23 protein-coding genes, 1 tRNA gene and 1 pseudogene are annotated in these 22,981 nt (G+C 72.8%); 2 read left to right on the top strand and 23 right to left on the bottom strand.

What is annotated here, in order from left to right; translation table 11 throughout:
* Positions 1–255: 255 nt before the first annotated feature.
* The 3 genes from NOCA_RS06205 to NOCA_RS06195 form a co-directional block, all read right to left on the bottom strand.
* A complete protein-coding gene (locus NOCA_RS06205) occupies positions 256–1,452 on the bottom strand; it encodes a lipid-transfer protein (protein WP_011754413.1) in 1,197 nt (398 codons plus the stop codon).
* Positions 1,449–1,910 carry a Zn-ribbon domain-containing OB-fold protein gene (locus NOCA_RS06200; protein ID WP_011754412.1) on the bottom strand — a complete coding sequence of 154 codons (462 nt, stop codon included), beginning with the start codon at positions 1,908–1,910 and terminating at the stop codon, positions 1,449–1,451. Before NOCA_RS06200 ends, NOCA_RS06205 begins: the two co-directional genes overlap by 4 nt.
* Before the next feature lie 94 nt (positions 1,911–2,004).
* On the bottom strand, positions 2,005–3,402 hold the full coding sequence (locus NOCA_RS06195; protein ID WP_041546282.1) for a cystathionine beta-synthase: 1,398 nt from the start codon (positions 3,400–3,402) through the stop codon (positions 2,005–2,007).
* A gap of 78 nt (positions 3,403–3,480) precedes the next feature.
* On the opposite strand from NOCA_RS06195, the gene NOCA_RS06190 reads away from it, so the two are divergent.
* Complete coding sequence (locus tag NOCA_RS06190) at positions 3,481–4,527, top strand: SGNH/GDSL hydrolase family protein (RefSeq protein WP_011754410.1); 1,047 nt, start codon at positions 3,481–3,483, stop codon at positions 4,525–4,527.
* Between the two features lie 276 nt (positions 4,528–4,803).
* On the opposite strand, the gene NOCA_RS06185 is transcribed toward NOCA_RS06190, so the two are convergent.
* The 13 genes and pseudogenes from NOCA_RS06185 to eno form a co-directional block, all read right to left on the bottom strand.
* Positions 4,804–5,688 carry a Bax inhibitor-1/YccA family protein gene (locus tag NOCA_RS06185; RefSeq protein ID WP_011754409.1) on the bottom strand — a complete coding sequence of 295 codons (885 nt, stop codon included), beginning with the start codon at positions 5,686–5,688 and terminating at the stop codon, positions 4,804–4,806.
* A 118-nt stretch (positions 5,689–5,806) separates the two neighbouring features.
* Positions 5,807–6,016: a hypothetical protein gene (locus NOCA_RS06180; RefSeq protein WP_041546280.1), complete on the bottom strand. Its 210-nt coding sequence runs from the start codon at positions 6,014–6,016 to the stop codon at positions 5,807–5,809.
* A gap of 38 nt (positions 6,017–6,054) precedes the next feature.
* Positions 6,055–6,879 carry a class I SAM-dependent methyltransferase gene (locus NOCA_RS06175; RefSeq protein ID WP_011754408.1) on the bottom strand — a complete coding sequence of 275 codons (825 nt, stop codon included), beginning with the start codon at positions 6,877–6,879 and terminating at the stop codon, positions 6,055–6,057.
* Positions 6,880–6,896: 17 nt separating this feature from the next.
* A pseudogene (locus NOCA_RS28615) lies at positions 6,897–7,094 on the bottom strand (ATP-binding protein); the annotation flags it as partial.
* Positions 7,054–7,130, bottom strand: a tRNA-Leu gene (locus tag NOCA_RS06170). The pseudogene NOCA_RS28615 and the gene NOCA_RS06170, both read right to left, overlap by 41 nt.
* An 8-nt stretch (positions 7,131–7,138) precedes the next feature.
* Complete coding sequence (locus NOCA_RS06165) at positions 7,139–7,993, bottom strand: uracil-DNA glycosylase (RefSeq protein WP_011754407.1); 855 nt, start codon at positions 7,991–7,993, stop codon at positions 7,139–7,141.
* A gap of 55 nt (positions 7,994–8,048) precedes the next feature.
* Positions 8,049–8,315: a hypothetical protein gene (locus NOCA_RS06160; protein WP_011754406.1), complete on the bottom strand. Its 267-nt coding sequence runs from the start codon at positions 8,313–8,315 to the stop codon at positions 8,049–8,051.
* A gap of 60 nt (positions 8,316–8,375) precedes the next feature.
* Positions 8,376–8,624 (bottom strand): DUF3618 domain-containing protein, encoded by a 249-nt coding sequence (locus NOCA_RS06155; protein ID WP_011754405.1) that lies wholly within the window; start codon positions 8,622–8,624, stop codon positions 8,376–8,378.
* Entirely contained in the window at positions 8,621–9,022 is a 402-nt protein-coding gene (locus NOCA_RS06150) for a phage holin family protein (RefSeq protein WP_011754404.1), read from the bottom strand. The genes NOCA_RS06155 and NOCA_RS06150 overlap by 4 nt, the downstream gene beginning before the upstream one ends.
* 57 nt (positions 9,023–9,079) lie before the next feature.
* The gene (locus tag NOCA_RS06145) at positions 9,080–10,006 is read right to left on the bottom strand and encodes a Ppx/GppA phosphatase family protein (RefSeq protein ID WP_011754403.1); all 927 of its coding nucleotides are present in this window, start codon (positions 10,004–10,006) and stop codon (positions 9,080–9,082) included.
* Positions 9,997–10,503 carry a DUF501 domain-containing protein gene (locus tag NOCA_RS06140; protein WP_011754402.1) on the bottom strand — a complete coding sequence of 169 codons (507 nt, stop codon included), beginning with the start codon at positions 10,501–10,503 and terminating at the stop codon, positions 9,997–9,999. Before NOCA_RS06140 ends, NOCA_RS06145 begins: the two co-directional genes overlap by 10 nt.
* Before the next feature lie 2 nt (positions 10,504–10,505).
* On the bottom strand, positions 10,506–10,958 hold the full coding sequence (locus NOCA_RS06135; RefSeq protein WP_158305632.1) for an FtsB family cell division protein: 453 nt from the start codon (positions 10,956–10,958) through the stop codon (positions 10,506–10,508).
* Between the two features lie 117 nt (positions 10,959–11,075).
* On the bottom strand, positions 11,076–12,353 hold the full coding sequence (eno, locus tag NOCA_RS06130) for a phosphopyruvate hydratase (RefSeq protein ID WP_011754400.1): 1,278 nt from the start codon (positions 12,351–12,353) through the stop codon (positions 11,076–11,078).
* A gap of 290 nt (positions 12,354–12,643) precedes the next feature.
* Between eno and NOCA_RS06125 the strand changes: the two genes are divergently transcribed.
* Complete coding sequence (locus NOCA_RS06125) at positions 12,644–13,684, top strand: hypothetical protein (protein WP_041547163.1); 1,041 nt, start codon at positions 12,644–12,646, stop codon at positions 13,682–13,684.
* 52 nt (positions 13,685–13,736) lie between these two features.
* Here NOCA_RS06125 and NOCA_RS06120 read toward each other — a convergent pair whose 3' ends face one another.
* The 7 genes from NOCA_RS06120 to NOCA_RS25500 form a co-directional block, all read right to left on the bottom strand.
* Positions 13,737–14,438, bottom strand: a complete 702-nt coding sequence (locus NOCA_RS06120; protein WP_011754398.1) for a MazG family protein — start codon at positions 14,436–14,438, stop codon at positions 13,737–13,739.
* 27 nt (positions 14,439–14,465) lie between these two features.
* Positions 14,466–15,125, bottom strand: a complete 660-nt coding sequence (locus NOCA_RS06115; RefSeq protein ID WP_011754397.1) for a hypothetical protein — start codon at positions 15,123–15,125, stop codon at positions 14,466–14,468.
* Positions 15,122–18,763, bottom strand: coding sequence for a transcription-repair coupling factor (gene mfd / locus NOCA_RS06110; protein WP_041546278.1), 3,642 nt, complete (start codon positions 18,761–18,763; stop codon positions 15,122–15,124). The genes NOCA_RS06115 and mfd overlap by 4 nt, the downstream gene beginning before the upstream one ends.
* A gap of 147 nt (positions 18,764–18,910) precedes the next feature.
* The gene (locus tag NOCA_RS25505) at positions 18,911–19,621 is read right to left on the bottom strand and encodes a collagen-like triple helix repeat-containing protein (RefSeq protein ID WP_011754395.1); all 711 of its coding nucleotides are present in this window, start codon (positions 19,619–19,621) and stop codon (positions 18,911–18,913) included.
* An 85-nt stretch (positions 19,622–19,706) separates the two neighbouring features.
* The gene (locus NOCA_RS06095) at positions 19,707–20,456 is read right to left on the bottom strand and encodes a lytic transglycosylase domain-containing protein (protein WP_011754394.1); all 750 of its coding nucleotides are present in this window, start codon (positions 20,454–20,456) and stop codon (positions 19,707–19,709) included.
* An 18-nt stretch (positions 20,457–20,474) separates the two neighbouring features.
* Complete coding sequence (locus NOCA_RS06090) at positions 20,475–21,305, bottom strand: phosphate ABC transporter ATP-binding protein (protein WP_011754393.1); 831 nt, start codon at positions 21,303–21,305, stop codon at positions 20,475–20,477.
* 115 nt (positions 21,306–21,420) lie between these two features.
* Positions 21,421–22,950 carry an Ig-like domain repeat protein gene (locus NOCA_RS25500; RefSeq protein WP_011754392.1) on the bottom strand — a complete coding sequence of 510 codons (1,530 nt, stop codon included), beginning with the start codon at positions 22,948–22,950 and terminating at the stop codon, positions 21,421–21,423.
* Between the last annotated feature and the right edge of the window lie 31 nt (positions 22,951–22,981).

Raw genomic sequence — 22,981 nt, 5'->3', positions numbered from 1 at the left:
GCTTCGACCCTCGGCCAGAGGGTCGGCCGCCCGGCATGGTCCCTAGGCCCGAGGTCCGGGACCAAAGTCCCGGGTTTGTCACGGGTGGCGAGACGTTCGTCACGCCGACCCACAAGACCTGCCGAAGAACCCCCGAGAAAGTGACAAGACCCGTCCGATAAGGCCGTACGACGGCCCACGGCCAGGAGCGGCCCCGACGGGTGGCTCGAGGCTCAGGCGACGGGGCGCCGAGCCTCGAAGACCACCGTCCCACTCTCAGATGCTGAGGAGCACCGCGGAGCCATGGCCGAACAGGCCCTGGTTGGCGGTGATGCCGACCCGGGCACCCTCGACCTGGCGGCCACCGGCCTGTCCGCGCAGCTGCCAGGTCACCTCACAGACCTGGGCCAGCGCCTGGGCGGGGACGGCCTCGCCGAAGCAGGCCAGGCCACCCGAGGGGTTGACGGGGATCCGCCCACCGATGGCGGTCTCCCCGGCGCGCAGCAGCGCCTCGGCCTCGCCGCGCTTGCAGAGCTGGAGGTCCTCCATCCAGTCCAGCTCCAGCGCGGTCGAGAGGTCGTAGACCTCGGCCACACTCACGTCCGTGGGGTCGATGCCGGCCTCGTCGTACGCCGCCTGTCCGATCGACTCCTTGAACGTCCGCTCGGGGGCGCCGACGACCAGGCTGGAGTCGGTGGCCAGGTTCGGCATGTCCAGCACGGTGTTCGGGAAGGTCGGGGTGACCGTCGAGATCGCGTCGATCCGGACCGGGCTCCCGGCTCCGTGCCGCCGGGCGTAGTCCGCGGACGTGAGCACGATCGCGGCCGCGCCGTCGGAGGTGGCGCAGATGTCGAGCAGGCGCAGCGGGTCGGAGACGACCGCGCTGGTCAGTACGTCCTCGACCGAGACCTCCTTGCGGTAGCGGGCGTTCGGGTTCTCCAGCCCGTGCCGCGCGTTCTTCACCTTCACCCGGGCGAAGTCCTCCGGGGTGGCGCCGTACAGGTCCATCCGGCGGCGGGCGTAGAGCGCGAAGTACGCCGGGTTGGTCATGCCGAGCAGCCGGAACCGGAGCCAGTCCGGGTCGTCCCACCGCTCGCCGGCGTTCGGGGCCAGGAAGCCCTTCGGCGTGGTGTCCGCCCCGACGACCAGCGCGACCTCGGACAGCCCCGCGAGGATCCGGGCGCGGGCGGCGTCGAGGGCCTGCGCGCCGGTGGCGCAGGCGGCGTACGACGTGGCGACCCGGGCGCCGTTCCAACCGAGGGCCTGGGCGAACGTGGCGCCGGCGACGTAGCCGCCGTAGCCGTTGCGCACGGTCTCGCCACCGACCACGAGGTCGACGTCGCCCCAGGCGACACCGGCGTCGGCGAGGGCGGCGCGGGCCGCGTGCACGCCGTACTCCACGAACGGGCGACCCCACTTGCCCCACGGGTGCATCCCGACACCCAGCACTGCGACCGCCCTGCCCGCGCTCACCGGTCAGCCTCCTCGCCCAGCTCGGCGACGGGCTTCCAGCGCCAGATCAGGCGCGCGCCGGAGTCGTCGGCGTAGAGCGTCTCCACGACCAGCTCGGCCTCGGCGCCCACCCGCAGGTCGGCGACGCCGTACCCGTCGGCGACCTGGCCGAGCACGACCAACCCCTCGGGCAGCTCGACCGCCGCGAGCGCGAACGGCTCGTAGGGGTCGGTGCGGGAGAGGTACGGCGGGGGCGGCTGGTACTGCGCGTCGGTGTAGGACCAGATCGTCCCGCGGCGGGACAGCTCGGTCTCCTCGAACTCCTCGCCGGCGCAGGCCGGGTTGCGGCAGAACGCCGCGGCCCCCGCCACCCGCGGGAAGAACACGGTCCCGCAGGTCGTGCAGCGGGACCCGAGCAGCGCCGGCTCGGGCCCAGCGGTGAACCAGCCCTCGATCGCGGGCGTTCCCGTCGCCGTCATCAGCCCTCCTGAGAACTAGAACGTGTTCTCACTATAGGCGGTGACGCAGCTTCGGGGTTCGGCTGCCAGCAGCCGAACCCCGCAGCCAACTGACTCAGCCGCGCGCGAGGTAGGCCAGCAGGTCGTGGCGGGTGACGACGCCGACGGGCTTGCCGTCCTCGTGCACCAACAGGGCGTCGGCGCCCTCGAGTGCGGCGACGGCCTCGGAGGCGGGCTCGGTGGAGCCGATCGTCGGCAGCGGGGGCGCCATGTGCTCGCCGACGCTGTCGGTGAGCTTGGCCGAGCCGGTGAACAGCAGGTCGAGCAGGGTCCGCTCGGAGACCGATCCGACGACCTCGGCGGCCACCACCGGAGGCTCCGCGCGCACGACCGGCATCTGGGAGACGTTGTACTCCTGGAGGATCGCGACGGCTTCGGCGATGGTCTCGTTCGGGTGGGTGTGCACGAGGTCGGGCAGCCGCCCGCTCTTGCCGCGGAGCACCTCCCCGACGGACTGCACGGAGCGCTCGGCGCCGTCGACCGGGAATCCGTACTGCGCGAGCCAGTCGTCGTTGAAGACCTTCGTGAGGTAGCCGCGGCCGGAGTCCGGGAGGAGTACGACGATCACCGCGTCCTCGCCCTCGGGGGTGCCGGCGAGCTCGTGGGCGAGCTGGACCGCCGCGTGCACGGCCATGCCGGAGGAACCGCCGACCAGCAGGGCCTCCTCGCGGGCCAGCCGCCGCGTCATCGCGAACGAGTCGGCGTCGGAGACCTCGATGATCCGGTCGGCGACGTCGCGATCGTAGGCCTCCGGCCAGAAGTCCTCGCCCACTCCCTCGACGAGGTAGGGCCGGCCGGTGCCGCCGGAGTAGACCGAGCCCGCCGGGTCGGCCCCGATGACCTGGACCGAGGAGTTCTGCTCCTTGAGGTAGCGCCCGGTGCCGCTGATGGTGCCGCCGGTGCCGACGCCGGCGACGAAGTGGGTGACCCGCCCCTCGGTCTGCGCCCAGATCTCCGGGCCGGTCGTCTCGTAGTGCGACCGCGGGTTGTGCGGGTTGGAGTACTGGTCCGGCTTCCAGGCACCCGGCTGCGAGGCGAGCCGGTCGGAGACGTTGTAGTAGGAGTCGGGGTGCTCCGGCTCGACCGCGGTCGGGCAGACGACCACCTCCGCGCCGTACGCCTTCAGCACGTTGCGCTTGTCCTCGCTGACCTTGTCCGGGCAGACGAAGACGCACCTGTAGCCCTTCGCCTGGGCGACCATCGCCAGCCCGACGCCGGTGTTGCCGGACGTCGGCTCGACGATGGTGCCGCCGGGCTGAAGCTCCCCGGACGCCTCGGCCGCCTCGATCATCCGGGTGGCGATGCGGTCCTTCACGGAGCCGCCGGGGTTGAGGTACTCCACCTTGGCGAGGACGATCGGTCCCTTCGCGCCGTTCAGGGAGCCCATGGACGTCGAGAGCCTCAGCAGCGGGGTGTTGCCGATCAGGTCGAGGAGTGAGTTCACGTACTGCACCCGGCCAATCTAGGGGCGGTCCGCACCTTCTCGTAAACCCCGGGCGTCCGCGCTGGCCGGCGTCCGTAGAGTGACGGCGTGGGTAAAGCCGCCGCCGCTCGCAAGCTGGCCTCCGCCGCCGCGTACGGCGGGGGCGGCGTCTCGGTGCTCGGCGGAGCGCTCTACGGCCTGCTCCGGGTCGAGGCCCGGGTGGCGCGCAAGACCATCGGCCGCCTCGATGACGACCCGCCCGACCCGACCGGCTGGTACGGCCGCGGCCGGCCCGGCCCCGCGATCAAGGTCGCGCTGCTCGGGGATTCCAGCGCCGCGGGGTACGGCGTGGAGCGGGTCGAGGAGACTCCCGGCGCGCTGCTCGCCAGCGGGCTGGCCGAGCGGGCCGACCGCAGGGTCTACCTGCGCGACTTCGCGGTCGTGGGCGCGATGTCCTCCGACCTGTCCAGCCAGATCGACAAGGCGCTCCCGACCGAGCCGCACGTCGCGGTGATCCTGATCGGCGCCAACGACGTCACGCACAGCGTGCTGCCGTCGGCGTCGGTGCGCCACCTCTCCGAGGCCGTCACGCGGCTCCGCGAGGCGGGTGTGCTCGTGCTCGTCGGGACCTGTCCCGACCTCGGCACCATCAAGCCGATCGCCCCGCCGCTCAAGCAGGTGGCCCGCGCCTGGTCGCGCCGGCTCGCGGCCGCCCAGACGATCGCCGTGGTCGAGGCGGGCGGGCGCACCGTCTCCCTCGGCTCGATCCTCGGCCCGGAGTTCGCGGCTGCGCCCGCCATCCTGTTCGGACCCGACCAGTTCCACCCCTCCGCCGACGGCTACCGCTCCCTCGTCACGGTGCTGCTGCCCTCCACCCTGGCCGCGCTCGGCCTGATCCCCGACGACGAGGCCGAGCCGGAGGCCTATCGCGGCGAGGGCGTGCTGCCGATCACCGCCGCCGCGCTCCAGGCCGTCAACGTGCCCGGCACCGAGCTGGGCGGCACCGAGGTCGGCGGCTCGCGCCGCGGCGTCCGGGGCCTGTGGGTCGAGCTGCGGCACCGCCGGCGCCACCCCGGGACGGCGGCCGAGGCGCCCGAGCACGACGGCGAGGACGCGGCTCCGGACGAGGAGCTTGAGGGAGCCGGCGAGACGTAGGCCAGCGCGCGTCCGCGGCAGGGAAGACCCCACCCCGATCGGCGGTCCAGGCCCGCGAGCGGCCTTCGGCGCTCTTGGCGTCGAGGCATGAACGCCCCCCTCCCCCCGCTCCGCCGGATCGCGTCGGGAGGAACCGTCCGCGACCCGGCGGTGGTCGCGGTCCTGGCTCGACGCCGAGTCCCACCAGCCCCTCAGGTCCCACCTGGCAGCCGAAAGCCGCACGACACGCCGAAGGGCCCCGGGGAGGAACCCCGGGGCCCTTCGGCGCAGGCAGCTTCAGTTGTCGCTGAAGATCGCCAGCAGGCGCAGCAGGTTGGTGTAGATCCAGACCAGGCTGACGGTCATCGCGAAGGCGGCCCGCCAGGACTCCTGCTCGGGGAGCCGGTTGGCGATGCCCTGCTCGACGAAGTCGAAGTCGAGGACCAGCATGAACACGCCCAGCGCGAGGCCGACGATCGCGGTCAGCATGCCGAGCGTGCCGAAGCCGAACAGGCCGATGCTCGCGCTGAACATGCTCAGCACCAGCTCCATCAGGCTGAGCCCGATCATGCCGAAGACAGCCGCCATCACGAACATGCGGAACTTGTTGCCGACCTTGATGTCGAACACCTTGTACGCCGCGAGCGTGCCGGCGAACGCCGCGAACGTGCCGATCACGGCGCCGGAGACGACGCCGTCACCGAACTGGACGTCGAAGAGCTTGCTCAGCCCACCCAGGGCGATGCCCTCCAGGACGGCGAACGCCATGACGAGCGCCGGGCTGATCACCCGCTTGAACGAGTTCACCATCGAGAGCACGAACGCGCCCAGGGACCCGAGGGTCACCGCCGCGACGAGGCCGCCGCTGATCTGGCCGTTCTCGATGTCGGGGGTCAGCACCCAGGTGGCGAGCGCGGCCACGATCACCAGGCCGAGCGAGATCGCGGTCTTCTGCACGACCGAGTCGATGGTCATCGGGCCGCGGTCGATGGCGGTCCCCGGCTGGCTGACGCCGGGCTGGCCGGGCGTGCCGGTGCCCCAGGTCGCGGGGTCGGTGTAGCCGGTCTGGCCGTAGCCCTGGTACGCCGACCCGTTGCCGGCGTACGTCTGGTTGCCGTAGGCGTTGGAGCCGGAGGCGTGGAACTCCTCCGACCGGCGGAACACAGGGTTGTTGCTCTGCATGGTCTCTCCTCGAGGCCGGGGGTGTCGTCGCTCTGACGGGTCACCTGTTGGGCCCAGTCTAGGCGGGCTCACCGGGTTGAACGCTTCCGTGGGTCGATTGGTTCCCACGCGGTGTTCCTCAGGAGCGCACGATCCGGACGGTCACGACCTCGGCCCCGCGTTCCGCGGCGACCAGCACCTGCCGCACCGAGCGCAACACCACCCGGCCCTGCGGATCGACCAGCCACCGGCCGTCCCTCCGCAGCTGCGGTGGGTCGGCGCTCGCGAACGGGGCGGCGGTCAGCACGAGGGCGACCGCCACCAGGGCCGCCAGCAGGAGTCTGCGCACGACCGACCAACGACCTGCCCGGCCGGAGGTGACTGGACTCAGGCCCGGCGCAGGCGCAGGGTCGCGCGCCGACCGATCCGGTAGTCGCGGACCTGGTCGGCCTCGGGGTTGTCGCGCAGCAGCCCGTCCCAGTCCGAGAGCCGCTCCACGGCGAAGCCCTGGGTCCGGGCCAGCAGGTCGAGCGCGGCGAGGGTGGGACGGCCGGTGAGCACCGTGTCGCCGTAGGAGAACTCGTCCGCGACCGCGTTGCCCTGCCGGTCCACGTGCTCGTCGGCGAGGCGCACGACCGGCTCGGTCCCGCGGTGGATCTCGGTGTCGAGCAACAGGTGCCGCGCCCCGGTCCGGCGGATCCGGGTGAACAGCTCGTTGTGGCGCAGCGTGTGGTAGAGGAAGCCGAGGCAGAGCACCACGTCGACCTGGGGCTCCTCGCGGGCGAGCACCTCGAAGGCGTCGCCGGCGACGAACCGGAAGCGGGCCTCGTCGACGTCGAGGCGACGCAGCGTGTCGACCGCACGGTCGACGAGCTCGGGCCGCGCCTCGACTCCGATCACGGAGGCGGCGCCGGCCTCGAGGGCGGCCATCGACCAGCGTCCGTCGTGGCTGGCGATGTCGAGGACGCGCGCGCCGGGGAACAGGTCGTCGTGCTCGGTGAAGATCGCCTCGTGGCGCAGGTTCAGGCGCCAGGGGAAGGACGAGGTCTCGCTGGTGTCGTAGAAGGCCGGGAACCGCTCGAAGAAGCCGGCTGCCAGCCGGCGCGATCCGGCGGGTGCGGCGCTCGGTGGGCCGGCCGGCCGGTCCGGCGCGGCCCGTCCTGCGCTTGCGCTGGCACGGGTCAGGGCGCGGCGGGACCAGAGAGGAGGCATCGGTTGATCGTAGGCGGCTACGCGGCCGCCAGCGGCAGGCGCACGCGGAACGCCGTCCCCTCGCCCGGGACACTGGTGACCGGGATCGTCCCGTCCATCAGCTCGACGAGCTGCTTGGCGATGGCGAGCCCGAGCCCGGTGCCGCCGTACTTGCGGGTGGTCGAGGGATCCGCGTGGTGCCCCCGCTGGGACTCGAACCCAGACTGCGCCGCTTTTAAGGCGGCTTCCTCTGCCGGTTGGGATACGGGGGCCGGTCGGCCTACCCCGTGATCCTGCCAAGAACGGCAGCGCGGCGCAGGACGTCGTCGAGCATCACCTCGGTGAGCCGGCCGGTGAAGGTGTTCTGCTGGCTCGGGTGGTAGCAGCCCAGCAGCGTCACCTCGCGGCCCGGCCCGACCAGGCGGGTCTCCACGCCGTGGCCGAACCGCGGCCGCGGTCGGCTGGCCTGCCAGCCCAGCCCGGCGAACGAGCGCAGCGTGGCGTCCCAGCCGAAGGTGCCGAGCGCGACCACCACCTCGACCGTCGGCAGCACCAGGCCCAGCTCGGCGAGCAGCCAGGGGGCGCAGGTGTCCCGCTCCACGACGGTCGGCTTGTTCTGCGGCGGCGCGCAGCGCACCGTGGCGATCATCCTGGTGCCGATCAGCTCCTGGCCGTCGTCGGCGTGCGTGCTCGTAGCGGTGCGGGCCAGGCCGACGCGGTGCAGCCCCGCGAACAGCCAGTCGCCGCTGCGGTCGCCGGTGAAGATCCGGCCGGTCCGGTTGGCACCGTTCGCGGCCGGGGCGAGCCCGACGATCAGCACGCTCGGGTCGGTGGTGCCCCAGCCGGGGACCGGTCGGCCCCAGTAGGGCTCGGTGGCGAAGGACGCGCGCTTGTCCCGGGCCACGTCCTCGCGCCAGCGAACCAGGCGCGGGCAGGCCCGGCAGACCGAGACCCGCGCGTCGAGCTCGGCCAGCTCGTCGACCCCTTCGCCGACCCGGGCCAGCCGGCGCACCTGCGCCGCGGTCGTGGCGACCGGTGTCCGCTCCGTCGCGGGATCGCCCGGCCACCCGGTGCCGGGCGGCACCGGGGACGGGAACAGCTCCCGGGTGGCGGGGTGCGGGAGCAGGTCGGTCACCCGGCCATCCTCGCGCACCCTGCTGGCGTGCGCCGACCGGGCGGACCCGGATCGGTCAGGGTGCGGGTTGGATCGACGCCTCGCGCCGTACCTTGTCGGCCGCCGTCGACGCCATGTCCCCGGCCTTCTCCTTGGCCAGGTCCGCGGCCGTCGCCGCCTGCTGGGCGACGGTGTCCTGGGCCTTGCCCGCGGCCGCCTGCACCTTGGGGTTCTGGGCCAGGCGGTTGGCGCCGGCCTTGATCTGCTCGTAGCGCTCGCGGCCGGCGCGGGTGCCGAGGACGTAGCCGACGGCGACGCCGGCGAGCAGGGTCAGCTTCTTCATGGGGACTCCTTCATCGGGGGCCGGTGGATCGGGCGGTTGATCGGGTCGGCGCTTCAGGCGTCAACGGCGGCGCCGCCAGGCCAGCAGTCCGGCGGCCAGGACGACGGCGGCGACGGCGGCCGCCGTGAGGTCGGGGCGCGGCCGGCCGTCGGCGGTGGTGGCCCGGTCCTTGAGCTCGTGCGCCTTGTCCTGGGCGCGTGCCTTCACGTCGAGCTTCGCGTGGAGCTGGTCCACCGTCGTCGCCAGGTCCTCGCGCTGCCGGGCGATGTCGGCCTCGAGCCGCTGGGGTGACGTGCCGTTGCTGCTCACCGGCGCTCTCCCTTCAGCGTGGCGACGTCCTCCTTGACGTTCGCGATGGTGACCTCGGGCGTGGGCGGCGTCGCCTGCTGGATCTCGCTGCGGCCACCCAGGCCGGCGCCCAACGCCCCGATCAGGAGCACGCCGGCGACGATCAGGCCCGCCGCCCACAGCGGCAGCACCAGGTCGAGGGCGATCACGGCGGTGGCGACCAGGGTGGCGGTGGCGAGGAACGCCAGCAGCCCGGCCAGGCTGAACATGCCGATCCCGAGGCCGGCGCGCTTGCCCTTCTGGGCGAGCTCGGCCTGGGCCAGCCGCAGCTCGGTGCGGACCAGCTCGGGGATCTGCTCGGAGAGCCGGTGCACGAGTGCGCCGACTGGTTCATCGGTCGTCGTACGCGGATCGGTCATGGGGCCCCGGTGCCCACCAGGCCCGGTCCAGAAACGCCCGTACGTCAGCCGCCGGTCTCACCGGCCGATCGACCAAGCGATCCCGTCGAGGATGTCGGCCTCGGACACCACGAGGTCGGCCACGCGGGTGCGGCGCAGGACCGCGGAGAGGATCAACGCACCGGCGTCGATGACGTCCGCGCGGCCGGGGTGCATGAAGCCCAGGGCGCGGCGCTCCTGGTGGCTCATCGCGACCAGCCGGTCGACCGCGGCGTGCACGTCGGCGACGTCGAGGACCGCCTGGTCGAGGGCGTCGCGGTCGTACGCCGGGAGGTCCAGCACCGCGGCGCCCACCGTGGTGATCGTCCCGGCCACGCCGACGACGGTCGCGGCGGCAGCGAGGTCCACGGGGCTGGCGTCGAGGTGGGCGTCGATGTCGGCGAGGCAGGCCGCCACCTGCTGGGGCGTCGGAGGGTCGCCGGCCAGGTGTCGCTCATGCAGCCGCACCGAGCCGATGTCCATCGAGTGGGCGCTTGCCGGCTCGGTGCTGCCCAGGATCAGCTCGGTGGACCCGCCGCCGATGTCGACGACCAGCACCGGCGCGGCCGGCGCGGTGCGCAGGTTGCGGACCGCTCCGTCGAAGGCCAGGGCGGCCTCCGCGGCTCCGGTGACCACGTCGGGCTCGACGCCCAGCCGCTCGCGGACGCCGGCGACGAAGTCCACGGCGTTCGCCGCGTCGCGGGTGGCCGAGGTCGCGACGAAGCGGATCCGCTCGGGCGGCACGTCGTGGCCGCGGATCACCGCGGCGTACTCGTCGATGGCGGCGAACGTCCGCTCCAGTGCCTCCTCGGCGATCCGGCCGGTGCGGTCGAGGTCCTGGCCGAGCCGCACGATCCGCATCTCCCGCACGTCGACCTCGAGGCCCCCCGCCTCGGGCACGGTGCCCACCAGGAGCTTGATCGTGTTGGTGCCGCAGTCGATGGCTGCGACGGGCGCTACACGCACGGGCCGGACCCCCACCAGGGGCCGAGGAGGTCGAGGACCTCGTCGCCCAGCGGGTTGACGCCGCGGCCCTGGGCGAGAGCCTGGCCGGCGAGCACGTGCAGGCACTTGACCCGGTCCGGCATGCCGCCCGCGGAGATGCCCTCGATCTCGGGCACCGACCCCAACGCGGCCCGGGCCTCGAGGTAGCGCTCGTGCGCGCGGCGGTACGCCGCCGCCAGGTCCGGGTCGTCCGCGAGCCGGTCCTGCATCTGCTTCATCAGCCCCGAGCCCTCGAGCGTCCCGATCCGCGAGGCCGCCCGCGGGCAGGTCAGGTAGAAGGTCGTCGGGAACGGGGTGCCGTTGGGGAGCCGGGGCTCGGTGGTGACGACATCCGGGTTGCCGCACGGGCAGCGGTGGCCGACCTCGTGGATGGCCCGGGGCTCACGACCGAGCTGGGCCTCGACAGCGGCGATGTCCTCGGGGTCGATCACCCGGCCATTGTTCCAGCAGGTGGTCACGCTCAGTCGGTGCCGGTGATCTTCGTCGACGGCTCCGGCTCGGCGGCCGGCGGGACGCCGGCCGTCCTGACCGACTCCCAGGCCGTGGACCACCACGCCCGCGGCGGCTTCGGGGCGACCGTGGCGGGATCGGTGAGGGAGGTGTCGCTCTCCAGCGGGTCGCCGTTCTCGTCCAGCACCACGTAGGCGGTCTCGCCCGGCATCACGAAGTTCAGCTCGCGCGCCTGCTGCCGCACGAAGGCCGGGTCCTCCCAGCGCCGCTTCTCCCGCTCCAGGTCGTCGATGTTCGCCTGGCGCAGCGCGATCTGGCTCTTCAGGTCACCGATCTGGTCGCGTTGCTGGAGGTAGGCCCGCAGCGAGGAGGCGTAGGACACCGTCAGCACCGCGAGCACCAGCACCAGGATCGCGGCCCGGCCGGTCAGCCGGTGCCGCGCCTGGGCCGGCGTCGCGGGCACCGCAGGTCGTGCCGGACGGACGGCCGACGACGACCGCCGTGGCCCCGACCGTCCTCGCGGACGGGGGGCGCGCGGCGGCGTGCGGCGACTCTCGGACGGCATACGTCCTAGGTTCGCTCAGCCGGCGTACCGGGGGAATGCCGACGCGCCGGAGTAGCGCGCGGCATCTCCGAGCTCGTCCTCGATCCGGAGCAGCTGGTTGTACTTCGCGACCCGCTCGGACCGGGCCGGGGCGCCCGTCTTGATCTGCCCGCAGTTCGTCGCGACCGCCAGGTCGGCGATCGTGGTGTCCTCGGTCTCGCCCGAGCGGTGGCTCATCATGCAGCGGTAGCCGTTGCGGTGGGCCAGCTCGACGGAGTCGAGGGTCTCGGTCAGCGACCCGATCTGGTTGACCTTGACCAGCAGCGCGTTGGCCTGGCCGCCGGTGATGCCGCGCTGGAGCCGCTCGACGTTGGTGACGAACAGGTCGTCGCCGACGATCTGGATCTTGCTGCCGAGCTCGTCGGTCAGCGCCTTCCAGCCGGCCCAGTCCTCCTCGTCCAGCGGGTCCTCGATCGAGACGATGGGGTACGACGCGACCAGGTCGGCGTAGTACGCCGTCATCTGCTCGGCGGTCTTGGTGCCGCCCTCGAAGGCGTAGGAGCCGTCCTTGTAGAACTCGGACGCCGCGACGTCCATCGCGAGCGCGATGTCCTTGCCGAGGGTCAGGCCGGCGGCGGAGACCGCCTCGGCGATCAGGTCGAGCGCGGCGCGGTTGCTGTCCAGGTTGGGCGCGAACCCACCCTCGTCGCCGAGGCCGGTGGCCAGGCCCTTCTTCTTCAGCACCGACTTCAGCGCGTGGTAGACCTCGGCGCCCGAGCGCAGCGCCTCGCGGAACGTGGGCGCGCCGATCGGCGCGATCATGAACTCCTGGACGTCGACGTTCGAGTCGGCGTGCGAGCCGCCGTTGAGGATGTTCATCATCGGGACCGGCAGCAGGTGGGCGTTCGGGCCGCCGACGTAGCGGTACAGCGGCAGCTCCGCGGAGTCCGCGGCGGCCCGGGCGACCGCCAGCGAGACGCCGAGGATCGCGTTGGCGCCCAGCTTGCCCTTGTTGGGGGTGCCGTCCAGCTCGAGCATGGTCTGGTCGACCAGGCGCTGGTCGTCGGCGGCCAGGCCCTCGATCGCCGGGGCGATGGTCTGGATGACGCCCTCGACGGCCTTGGCCACGCCCTTGCCGAGGTAGCGGTCGCCGCCGTCGCGCAGCTCGACCGCCTCGAAGGCGCCCGTCGAGGCACCGCTGGGCACCGCTGCCCGGGCGAACGAGTTGTCGTCGAGGAGGACCTCCACCTCGACGGTGGGGTTGCCGCGCGAGTCGAGGATCTCGCGGGCGCCGACAGCTTCGATGGATGCCACGTCAGTGCTCCTGGGTCGTCTGGGGGAGGGCCCGGGCCGGGTCTCGGCGGACCGCCGTTCAGCCTAGTGCGTGCCGGTGGACCGCAGGAGTCCGTGGGTGGTCCGCGGGACGAAGGGCCCGGCGAAGTGGGGTCGAGCGTCCCGCGGGGTCGCTCGCTCCGGTCGAGGTCGCGCGCCCCTGACCTGCGGCACGCTCGCCCGGCGGGTCGCGTGCCCGTTCGTCAGGGGCGCGCGAGCGGCCTGTGGAGGACGCCCGCCCCGAGCAGCCGATCCCCCGCATCCTCGTGCCCATGGAGCTCTCGGGAGTGGTTCGCGACGGAGTGGTCGTCCCCGTTCCTATCGACTCTGCAGGCCGGACCGGCCCGACTCGCCGTCAGGCGGCCGGGCCCGAATGGCGTCGGAGCAGCAAGGGCCACTACGTGCCGGCGTACGTCGACCCGGACACGCCCGCCCAGCGCGTCGTCGAGGCCGCCGTGCTGCTGCCGGAGCACGGCGCGGTCACGGGTTGGGCCGGGCTGCACTGGGCTCGGGCGCGCTGGTTCGACGGCCTCGCACCCGACGGACGTACCGCCCTGCCCGTGCCGCTGGCGCTCGGTCGCAACCGGGTGGTGCGCTCGCGACCAGGAGTCCTCCTCTCCGAGGAGTGGCTCGAACCGGCCGAGGTCATCGGCCTCGACGGACTCCCGGTCACCGAGCACGCGCGCTCCGTGTGCTTCGAGATCCGGCGGGCACGGAGCCCGGAGCAGGCCGTGATCATCGCCGACATGGCCGCGTTCTCGGACCTGGTCTCGATCGCGGAGATTCGCCGGCACGCCGAGCGGTATCTCTCCGGACGCCCGCATGCCTCCCGCATCACCCGGACGCTGGACCTCGCCGACGAGAACGCCTGGTCTCCGCGCGAGGTCGCGATGCGGATCTCGTGGTCGAGCGCCCACCCACGCCCGCTCTGCAACGTCCCGATCTTCGCGCCCGACGGCAGCCACCTGCTCACGCCCGACCTGTTCGACCCGGACCACGGCGTTCTGGGCGAGTACGACGGCCTGGTCCATGTCGAGGACGGCCGGCGGGTCCGCGATCTGGAACGAGAGGAGCTGGTCCGAGACCTCGGTCTCGAGCTGGTGACGATGGTCGCGGCCGACAACGCCGACCGGCGTGCCTTCCTGTGCCGGATCGACGCGGCCTACCGCCGGGCGGCGGGCCGCCGGCGCACCGGCGCGTGGACGTTGGACCAGCCGGCGTGGTGGGTCGACACGTCGACGGTCGCGCGCCGGCGGGCGCTGTCCACGGTGCAGCGAGCCACCTGGCTCACGCGTCAGGCCGCGCGCCCCTGACCTGCCGCACGCGCTCACGGCGTGTCGCGTGCCCGTTCGTCAGGGACGCCCGTCAGGGCGGCGGCGCGAGCAGCCGGCGTACGGCGTCGCGCAGGGCCTGCTCGGGGTCGACGTCGGACTCGCGGGCCTCGGCGACCAGCGCGAGCAGGCGCTCCCCCAGGTGGTGGGCAGGGTCGGCGTGGTGGGCGGGTGCGGGGGTCTCGACAGGCTCGACCACCGGTGGGGCGGGTGCAGCGGTCTCGACGGGCTCGACCGCCGGCTCGCGGGCGAGGCGGGCCAGGACCTTGTCGGCGTACAGCAGGGCCGGCAACCCCGGGGGGAGGCCGTCGGTGATCGAGGTCCGCTGCTTCTCGGTCGCCTTGATCTGCTGCCACAGCTCGTCGATGGCTGCGGGCTCGACCGGCGAGTCCGGGGTGGGCGCGAAGACGTGCGGGTTGCGGCGGTGCATCTTCGCGGTGATGTCGCGGGCGACGTCGTCGAGGGTGAACTCGCCGGTCTCCTCGGCGATCACCGCATGGAAGTAGACCTGCAGCAGCAGGTCGCCGAGCTCTTCGCGCAGGTGGCTCCAGTCGCCAGTGCGGTCCCCGTCGTCGATCGCCTCGAGGGTCTCGTGGGTCTCCTCGAGGAGGAACCGCGCCAGCGACCGGTGGGTCTGGCCGGCCTTCCACGCGCACTCCGCACGCAACCGGCGCATCACCTCGAGGAACTCGAGGAGCGGCTCGTCGGGTGGTTTCGAGGCTCGCTGCGCTCGCACCTCAACCACCTAGGTCAGCCCCGCAGGTCAGCCACAGCGCTGGGAGTCCGGGAGCGCCGCGGCGTAGTCGGTGTCCGGCTGGTCGGCGTTCGCCTTGGTCGAGGTGTCGGAGAGCCCGTAGGAGAGGCTGGTGTCGACCGGTGCGGTGACGCCCTTCTGGATGGAGACGCCGAAGCGGGGGTCGAGCTCGAGGTCCTGGTCCTCGAGCCAGGCCAGGAACGCCTGCTCGCCCGCCTTGGTGGCGGCGTTGCCGCTCGCACCCTGCTGCTCGCCGACCGACTTCTCTACCGCCTGGACGTAGATCGGGACGCCCTGCACGTCGATCAGCGCCTGGACCTGGTCCTCGGGCAGCGAGCCGAGCTGCTCGCGGGCCTGGGCGACGGCCTGGTCGTAGTCCTCGGCCGCGCTCACGCCCTCCTCGGCGGCGAACTGGTCGGCGGCGACGCGCAGCGCCAGCGCCCCGGCCACCTGGCCGCGCAGGTAGTGCTGCGGCAGGACCTGGCCCTCCTGCAGCTGGGCCTCCGCCGCCCGGCAGTACGCCGCGGTGACGTCGTCGACCCGGTTCATCGTGACCGTGTCGTCTCCCACGCGCGCGGCGACACCGGGGTTGAAGCCGGGGACCGTGCCGCAGCCGGTGAGCACGAAGATCGAGGCCGAGGCCAGGGCGATCAGGCGGATGCGGGTCACTTGCTCTCCTGAGGTGCGTTGACGGGGCCGGCGCCATCGGGGTCGATCACGGCGTCGATCACTTGCCGAGCCCATTCAAGCAGGGCGATGCCGGTGATCGGACGCCCCCCGACCACCGCGGTCTGGGGACGCGGCACCAGGATCGTGCTGACCGGGGCCTTGACGATCGACTTGGGGTAGAGCCGGTTCAGCCGGACCACCCGCGACTCGGGCAGGTCGACCGGCGCGAACCGGACGTTGCGGCCCGCGATCGTGACCTCCCCGACCCCGGCCCGGCGCGCCCGCGCGCGGAATCGGGCGACGATCAGCAGCGAGACGACCTCCTGCGGCGGCTCGCCGTACCGGTCGAGCAGCTCCTCGTTCACCAGGTCCACGTCCTCGTCGGAGCGGACCTCGGCGAGCCGCTTGTACATCTCCAGGCGCAGGCGCTCGCTGGGGATGTAGTCGTGCGGCAGGTGGGCGTCGACCGGCAGCTCGATGCGCACCTCGTTGAGCTCGGGCTCGACCTCGCCCTTGAAGTCGTTCACGGCCTCGCCGACCAGGCGCACGTAGAGGTCGAAGCCGACGTCGGCGATGTGCCCGGACTGCTCGCCGCCGAGCAGGTTCCCCGCGCCCCGGATCTCGAGGTCCTTCATGGCGATCGCCATGCCGCCGCCGAGGTCGGAGTGCTGCGCGAGCGTGGCGAGCCGCTCGTGGGCGGTCTCGGTGAGCGGCTTCTCCGGTGGGTAGAGGAAGTAGGCGTACGCCCGCTCCCTGCTGCGCCCGACGCGACCGCGCAGCTGGTGCAGCTGGGAGAGGCCGAGCGTGTCGGCCCGCTCGATGATCATCGTGTTGGCGTTGGACACGTCCAGGCCGGACTCGACGATGGTCGTGCACACGAGCACGTCGAACCGCTTCTCCCAGAAGTCCAGCATCACCTGCTCGAGCTGGTGCTCGCCCATCTGGCCATGCGCGGTGGCGACCCGCGCCTCCGGCACCAGCTCCTTGATCCGCGCGGCCGCCTTCTCGATCGAGCTCACCCGGTTGTGGATGTAGAAGACCTGGCCCTCGCGGAGCAGCTCACGGCGTACGGCGGCCACGATCTGCCGGTCCTCGTAGGCCCCGACGTAGGTCAGCACCGGGTGCCGCTCCTCGGGCGGGGTGGTGATCGTGGACATCTCCCGGATGCCGGTGATCGCCATCTCCAGGGTCCGCGGGATCGGCGTGGCGGACATGGACAGCACGTCGACCGAGGTGCGCAGCCGCTTCATCTGCTCCTTGTGCTCGACCCCGAAGCGCTGCTCCTCGTCGACGATGATCAGGCCGAGGTCCTTGAAGCGGATGTCCGGGTTGAGCAGCCGGTGGGTGCCGACCACGATGTCGACCGAGCCGTCGGCCATCGCCGCGATCACCTCGCGGGCTTCCGCGTCCGTCTGGAAGCGCGAGAGGGCCTTGAGGATGACGGGGAAGCCGCTCATCCGCTCGGCGAAGGTGCTGAGGTGCTGGGTGACCAGCAGCGTGGTCGGCACCAGCACCGCCACCTGCTTGCCGTCCTGGACCGCCTTGAACGCGGCGCGCACGGCGATCTCGGTCTTGCCGTAGCCGACGTCGCCGCAGACCAGCCGGTCCATGGGGACGGTGCGCATCATGTCGCCCTTGACCTCGTCGACGGTGCTCAGCTGGTCGGGCGTCTCGTGGAACGGGAAGGCGTCCTCGAGCTCGCGCTGCCACGGCGTGTCCGGACCGAACGCGTGGCCCCTGGTCGCCTGCCGGGCGGCGTACAGCTTGATCAGCTCGGCGGCGATCTCACGGACCGCCTTGCGGGCGCGGTTCTTGCGCTTGGTCCAGTCGCCGCCGCCGAGCCGGTCGAGCGAGGGCTGCTCGCCGCCGACATAGCGGGTCACCTGGTCGAGCGCATCCGCAGGGACGTAGAGCCGGTCGGGCGGGCCGCCGCGCTTGGAGGCGCCGTACTCGAGCACGAGGTACTCGCGCACCGCTCCCCCGACCTCGCGCTGCTTCATCTCCACGAACCGCCCGACACCGTGCTGCTCGTGCACGACGTAGTCGCCGGCGCTCAGCTCGAGCGGGTCGATCTGGCGCTTGCGGCGGGCCGGCATCTTCCGCATGTCGCGGGTCGAGGCCCGCTGGCCGGAGAGGTCCTCCCCGGTGAGCAGCACCAGGCGGTTGGTCTCGTCCACGAAGCCGTGGTCGATCGCGCCGCAGGTGACGGTGACGACGCTGTCGCCGAGCTCGGCGGCCGCGGCGATGCCGTCGACCGCGCGGGCGGGCACGTCGTGCTCGCCGAGCACCTCCACCATGCGCTGCGCCGGACCGTGCCCGGCGTGCAGCACGACCACCCGGTGGCCGGCACTGCGCCAGGTCTCGATGTCCTTGATCGCGCGCTCCATCTCGCCCCGGTAGGCGTCGACCGAGGTGGCCGGCACGGCACGGGAGCGCACCGCGCCGGCGATCACCGCGGGGTCCGACTCGGCGGGCGCCGGGCCGGCGTCGGTCTCGATGCCGAACGGGCTCACCGTCCACCAGGGCTTGTGCTGGTCGAGGCAGTGCTCGCGCACGTCGGCGATGGTGCGGTACGACGCGGCGCCCATCCCCATCATCAGCGTGTCGATCGGTGCGGTGCCGCCGCCGGCCGCCGCGGCCCAGCTGGCTGCCAGGAACTCCTCGCTGGTCGCCACCAGGTCGTGCGCCCGGCTGCGCGCGCGCTCGGGGTCGAGCACCAGCACGTGGGTGTCGGCGGGCATCAGGTCGACGAGCAGCTCCATCTCGTCGACCAGCACCGGCGCGAGGGACTCCATGCCCTCGACGGCGATGCCGGCCGCGATCTTGTCGGTGAGCTCGAGCAGCTGGGGGTGCTCGCGGCCGAGCGCGGCCGCGCGGGCGCGCACCTCGTCGGTGAGCAGCAGCTCGCGGCACGGCGGCGCCCAGAGCCGGTCCGCCTTCCCGAGCGTGCGCTGGTCGGCGACCGAGAACGACCGGATCTCCTCGACGTCGTCCCCCCAGAGCTCCACCCGCAGCGGGTGCTCCTCGGTGGGCGGGAAGACGTCGACGATCCCGCCGCGGACCGCGAACTCGCCGCGCTTCTCGACCAGGTCGACGCGCGTGTACGCCGCGGCCGCCAGCCGGCGTACGACGTCGTCGAGCGGAGCGGTGTCACCCGGCTCCAGCTCGACGGGCTCGAGGTCGCCCAGGCCCTTGACCTGGGGCTGGAGCACCGAGCGCACCGGCGCGACGACGACGTCGATCGGGCCGTTCGGCGTCCCCGCGGACGAGTCCGTGGCCGCGTCGGTCGCCGCCCCCGGGTGGCACAGGCGGCGCAGCACCGCGAGCCGGCGACCGACGGTGTCGCTGCGCGGGCTGAGCCGCTCGTGCGGCAGCGTCTCCCAGCTCGGGTAGTACGCGACCCGCGCCGGGTCGAGCAGGTCGCCGAGGGCCTCCACGAGGTCCTCGGCCTCGCGCGACGTGGCGGTCACCGCGAGCACCGAGCGGCCGGCGCGGACCAGGCCCGCGACCACGAACGGGCGCAGCGCCTCCGGCCCGGTCAGGTCGAGCGCCGGCACGACGCCGCCGCGTGCGTCGGCCATCGCGTCGGCGAGGACGGGGTCGGCGAGAACGGCATCGGCCAGGCCGGAGAGGTGCACGGGGGGCCTTCCAAGGGCGGGAACGGACAGCACGAGCGCCCCCGGTCAGCAGCTGACAGGGGGTGGCAGGTGCCGATTCTACGGCGCTCCTCCGAGCGCGACCGCGCGGTCGTGAGGCGGTGGACCCACTACACCGGCTCGCCCGGGTCAGCCCAGCGGGATCAGGGTGCCCTGGCCCTGACAGCTGGAGCGGATCACCGTCGTCACGGCGTAGGACTCACCCGTCGCGGTGACCACAACCCCGTCGAAGATCACCGTGAGGCCGGCGGCCCACATCGGGTTCCAGTAGCCGGTGTCGTCCACGAGGACGTCGGTGGTGGTCGCACCGGTGCCGTCGTACGTCGTCACCTGGCCGGTGATCAACAGGTTCTCGTTGTCGAGAGCGACGACCTGGAGGTTCGGGTCGGATCCCTCGAAGCAGGTGGCGGTCACGATGATGTCGGCGTCCGGCGCGGCGCTCGAGGAGTCACCGCTGAACGCGAACCCGCCGGGCGCCCCGGCCGGTCCCGCTGGCCCCTGCACGCCCTGCACACCTGGTACCCCCTGCTCGCCCGAGGCACCGCGTGGGCCGGCCTCGCCCGGAACCCCTTGCGGGCCGGCCGGGCCCGGCTCACCCTGGACACCCTGAGGTCCGGCGGGACCGGCCGAGCCCCCGCGGCGGACGCGGTCGGCCAGATGGGGACGGAGATCCCTCGTGGTGATCGTGCCGTCCGCGACCTTCGCGCTGGTGACGGCACCGTTGCGGAGGTCGTGAGTGCCGATCAACCCGCGCGCGACGGCGCCGGTGCCACCGGCGAACAGCAGCGCGATGATGAGGGCCGCGATGGCGGCCGGACGCGAGCGGAGCACACTGGTCATGGGTTCTCCCGGTGAGGTCGACGCCCCACCCTAGGGGTTTCCCGCGCTCGCGAGGAGGCGGTTCGCGTCGATCGGTGCGGTCCGCTCAGCCGGTGCGGTCGGAGTACGCCGAGGCCGCGGCGTAGACCGCGTCCACGTAGGACTGGGCGTGGTTGTAGGCGAACACCGCGTCCGCCCAACCCTGGCCGGTCTCGAGGTCGTGGCCGTCGGCGCACAGGTACCGGGCCGCCGTGACGGCCGCGTCGTCGAGGTCGTTCGGGTCGGCGGTCCCGTCACCGTCGCCGTCGGCGCCCCAGGTCGCCCACGTCGACGGGATGAACTGCAGCGGCCCGACCGCGTGGTCCCAGGACGGGTCGCCGTGCCACGCGCTGGACTCCGGGGTGGCCGGGATCGCGGCGACCTCGCCGCGACCGTTCAACGCGGGGCCGAGGATCGGCGTCGAGGAGCGGCCGTCCTCGCCGAGGGTGCGGCCGTCGATGGTGCCGTGGTGCGACTCGACCCAGCCGATGCCGGCCAGCGTCGTCCAGCCGACCTCGCAGCCCGCGGGCTCGGCCAGCTGTGCGTTCGCGTACGCGCGCACCGCGGGCGCCGGGATGCCGGCCCGCGCGGCGGTGTCGGCGACCCAGCGAGGGTCCACCCGCGCCGGGGCCCGCGGCGCGCCGGCGCGCCGGGCGGCCTGCACCCGGGTGTCCGGACGCGGGGCGTCGACGTACGCCGAGGACCTGGTCGCGGGCAGCTCGGGACGCGCCAGCACGGTCTGGGAGGCGGCGTACCCCAGCCCGGCGACGACGAGCAGCGCCGTGGCGAACGACGCGATCAGGCGGGCAGGACTCATGCAGGACTCATCCGGCCGTCATCCGAACCGACCGTGGACGTAGTCGCTCGTCCGCGGGTCCTGGGGGCTCTGGAACATCGCACCAGTATCCCCGTGCTCCACGATGACGCCAGGAGTGCCCTGGGAGGCGAGGAAGAACGCGCAGGTGTCGGAGACCCGCGCGGCCTGCTGCATGTTGTGGGTGACGATGACGATCGTGACCTCGTGCGCGAGCTCGCGCATGGTCTCCTCGATGACCCGGGTCGAGGTCGGGTCGAGCGCGGAGCACGGCTCGTCCATCAGCAGCACCCGCGGCTTGATCGCCAGCGACCGGGCGATGCACAGCCGCTGCTGCTGGCCGCCGGAGAGGCCGCCGCCGGGCGCGTCGAGCCGGTCCTTGACCTCCTCCCAGAGGCCGCCCTTGCGCAGGCAGGACTCCACGAGCTCGTCCTTCGCCGAGCGCGACGCCTTGGTGCCGGTGAGCTTGAGCCCGGCGAGCACGTTCTCCCGGATCGACATCGCCGGGAACGGGTTGGGCTTCTGGAAGACCATGCCGATCGCGCGGCGCGCGTCGATCAGCCGCTTCGCGGGGTCGTAGATGTCCTCGCCGTCCAGCAGCACCTGGCCGGCGAGCTGTGCCGACGGCACCAGCTCGTGCATCCGGTTGAGGATCCGCAGGAACGTCGACTTGCCGCAGCCCGACGGGCCGATGAGTGCGGTGATCCCACCCGCCGGCATCGTCAGCGACACCCGGTCCAGGACCTTGCGATCGCCGAACCACGCGGTGATCTCGCGGGCCTGGATCTCGGCCAGCCCCGGGTTCGGGGTGACCGCCGGGAGCACGCTGGTCTCGTCGGCTGCTGTCGTCATGGTGCTGTCCTTCGGTGGTGCGGAGTCGAGCGGGGTGGTGGTGCCGTGCCGGCCCGCCCGGGAGGGGGCGGACCGGCACGGCGGTATCACGGGTGGAGCGGTGGTGGAACGGGTGTCACTTCTGCTTGATCGTGAAGGACTTCTTCGCCCCGGCGACCGCGGCGTTGCCGCCGTAGACCGCCTTGAGCTTGTTCTTGCCCTTGGCGAGCTTGAGCGTGAAGGTCGCCTTGCCGCCCTTGAGGGTCGCGCTCTTGAGGACCTTGGCGCCCTGCATGATCGTGACCTTGCCGGTGGCGGTCGCGCCGTCGCCGACGACGGTCACGGTGCCCTTGGCCTTCGCGCCCGCGGCAACCGCGGCCGGGAAGGTCTCGGAAACCGTGGCGGAGGTCTTCACCGAGACGGTGTCCTCGCCCTCGGACGGGTCCACCGTGGAGCCCTCGCTCGGGTTGAAGACGGCGGTGTAGGTGTGCTCGCCAGGGGTGACGCCGGTGGCGGTGAACGTCGCCGCGCCGGAGACCAGCGGGACGTCGTTCGCGACCTGGGTCTCGCCCTCGAAGAAGTCCACCGAGCCCGAGGGCGAGGTGGCGGCGGTGACCGTGGCGACCAGCTTGGCGGTCTTCGCCTTGGGGCTGGAGGCCTCCAGCGTGGTGGTGCTCACGACCTGCTCGTTGACCGCGAAGTTGCTCGTCGCGGACTGCGTCGCCTGGCCGCACACGCCGCCGTTGGCCGGGGTCGCGAGCTGCTCGAAGCCGGCGGCCTCGATCAGCGGGCGGAGCTCGGTGGAACACAGTGCGCCGTCCTCGCCGAACGCGCCCTGGATCAGCGGGTTGCCGAGGTCGGTGCCGCGCACCACGTTGTACAGCGCCCGGTCCGCGCTCCAGCCGGACTCCAGGCGCAGGGTGCTGCCGAGCAGGCCGGCCCTGCCCTTGGAGAACGGCGCCACCGCGTTCGCGTTGTTCTTGACGTCCGAGTCGTCGTGCTCCTGGACCTCCGCGACGCTCTGCGCGTACACCACCTTGACGCCGCCGTTGGCCGCGGTGAGCTTGGACTCGAAGAAGCTCCGGGTGCCGGATCCGGCCTGCGGGACCTTCGGCGCGATGACGCCGTCCTTGCCACCGACCTGGTTCCAGTTCGTGATCTCGCCCTTGTAGATCTTGACGATCTGCTCGACGGTCAGCGACGCCGGCGCGTTGGACGGCACGCTGTTCGAGACCGCCATGACCAGCGTGTCGAGCGCGAACGGGAAGGACTGCAGCCCGGCCTGGGTCTCGTTGGCGTTCTGCGCCGAGGAGGAGCGGGCGAAGTCGATGTCGGTGTTGTTGCCCGCGCCGTAGAGCAGCGACTTGCCGGCGCCCGAGCCGTTCGGCCGGTTGATGGCGCCGCTGGGCAGGGTGATCTGGCCGCCGCCGGTGGCGGCGTACGTCGCGAGCTTGACCGGGGCCTCGCCGCTGCTGTTCCACGCGTCGGCGAAGAGCTTGATCGCGTGCTGGCTGGTGTCGGAGCCGACGCCGATCAGGTCGGCGGTCGTCGGGGTGAAGGTGGTGTCGTCGGGGTCGGCGGCCGCGGAGGCCGGGCCCGCGAGGGCCACGACCGAGCCGGCGAGGGCCGTCGCGATGACGCCCGCAAGGGTCTTGCGTACAAACATCCTGATTCGCTTCCTGTGATGGGTGCTGCGT

Source organism: Nocardioides sp. JS614 (genome assembly GCF_000015265.1).
Taxonomy (GTDB): Bacteria; Actinomycetota; Actinomycetes; order Propionibacteriales; family Nocardioidaceae; genus Nocardioides.
Note: the sequence above shows the minus strand (reverse complement) of the source record. Positions and strands in the feature narration are given on the sequence as shown.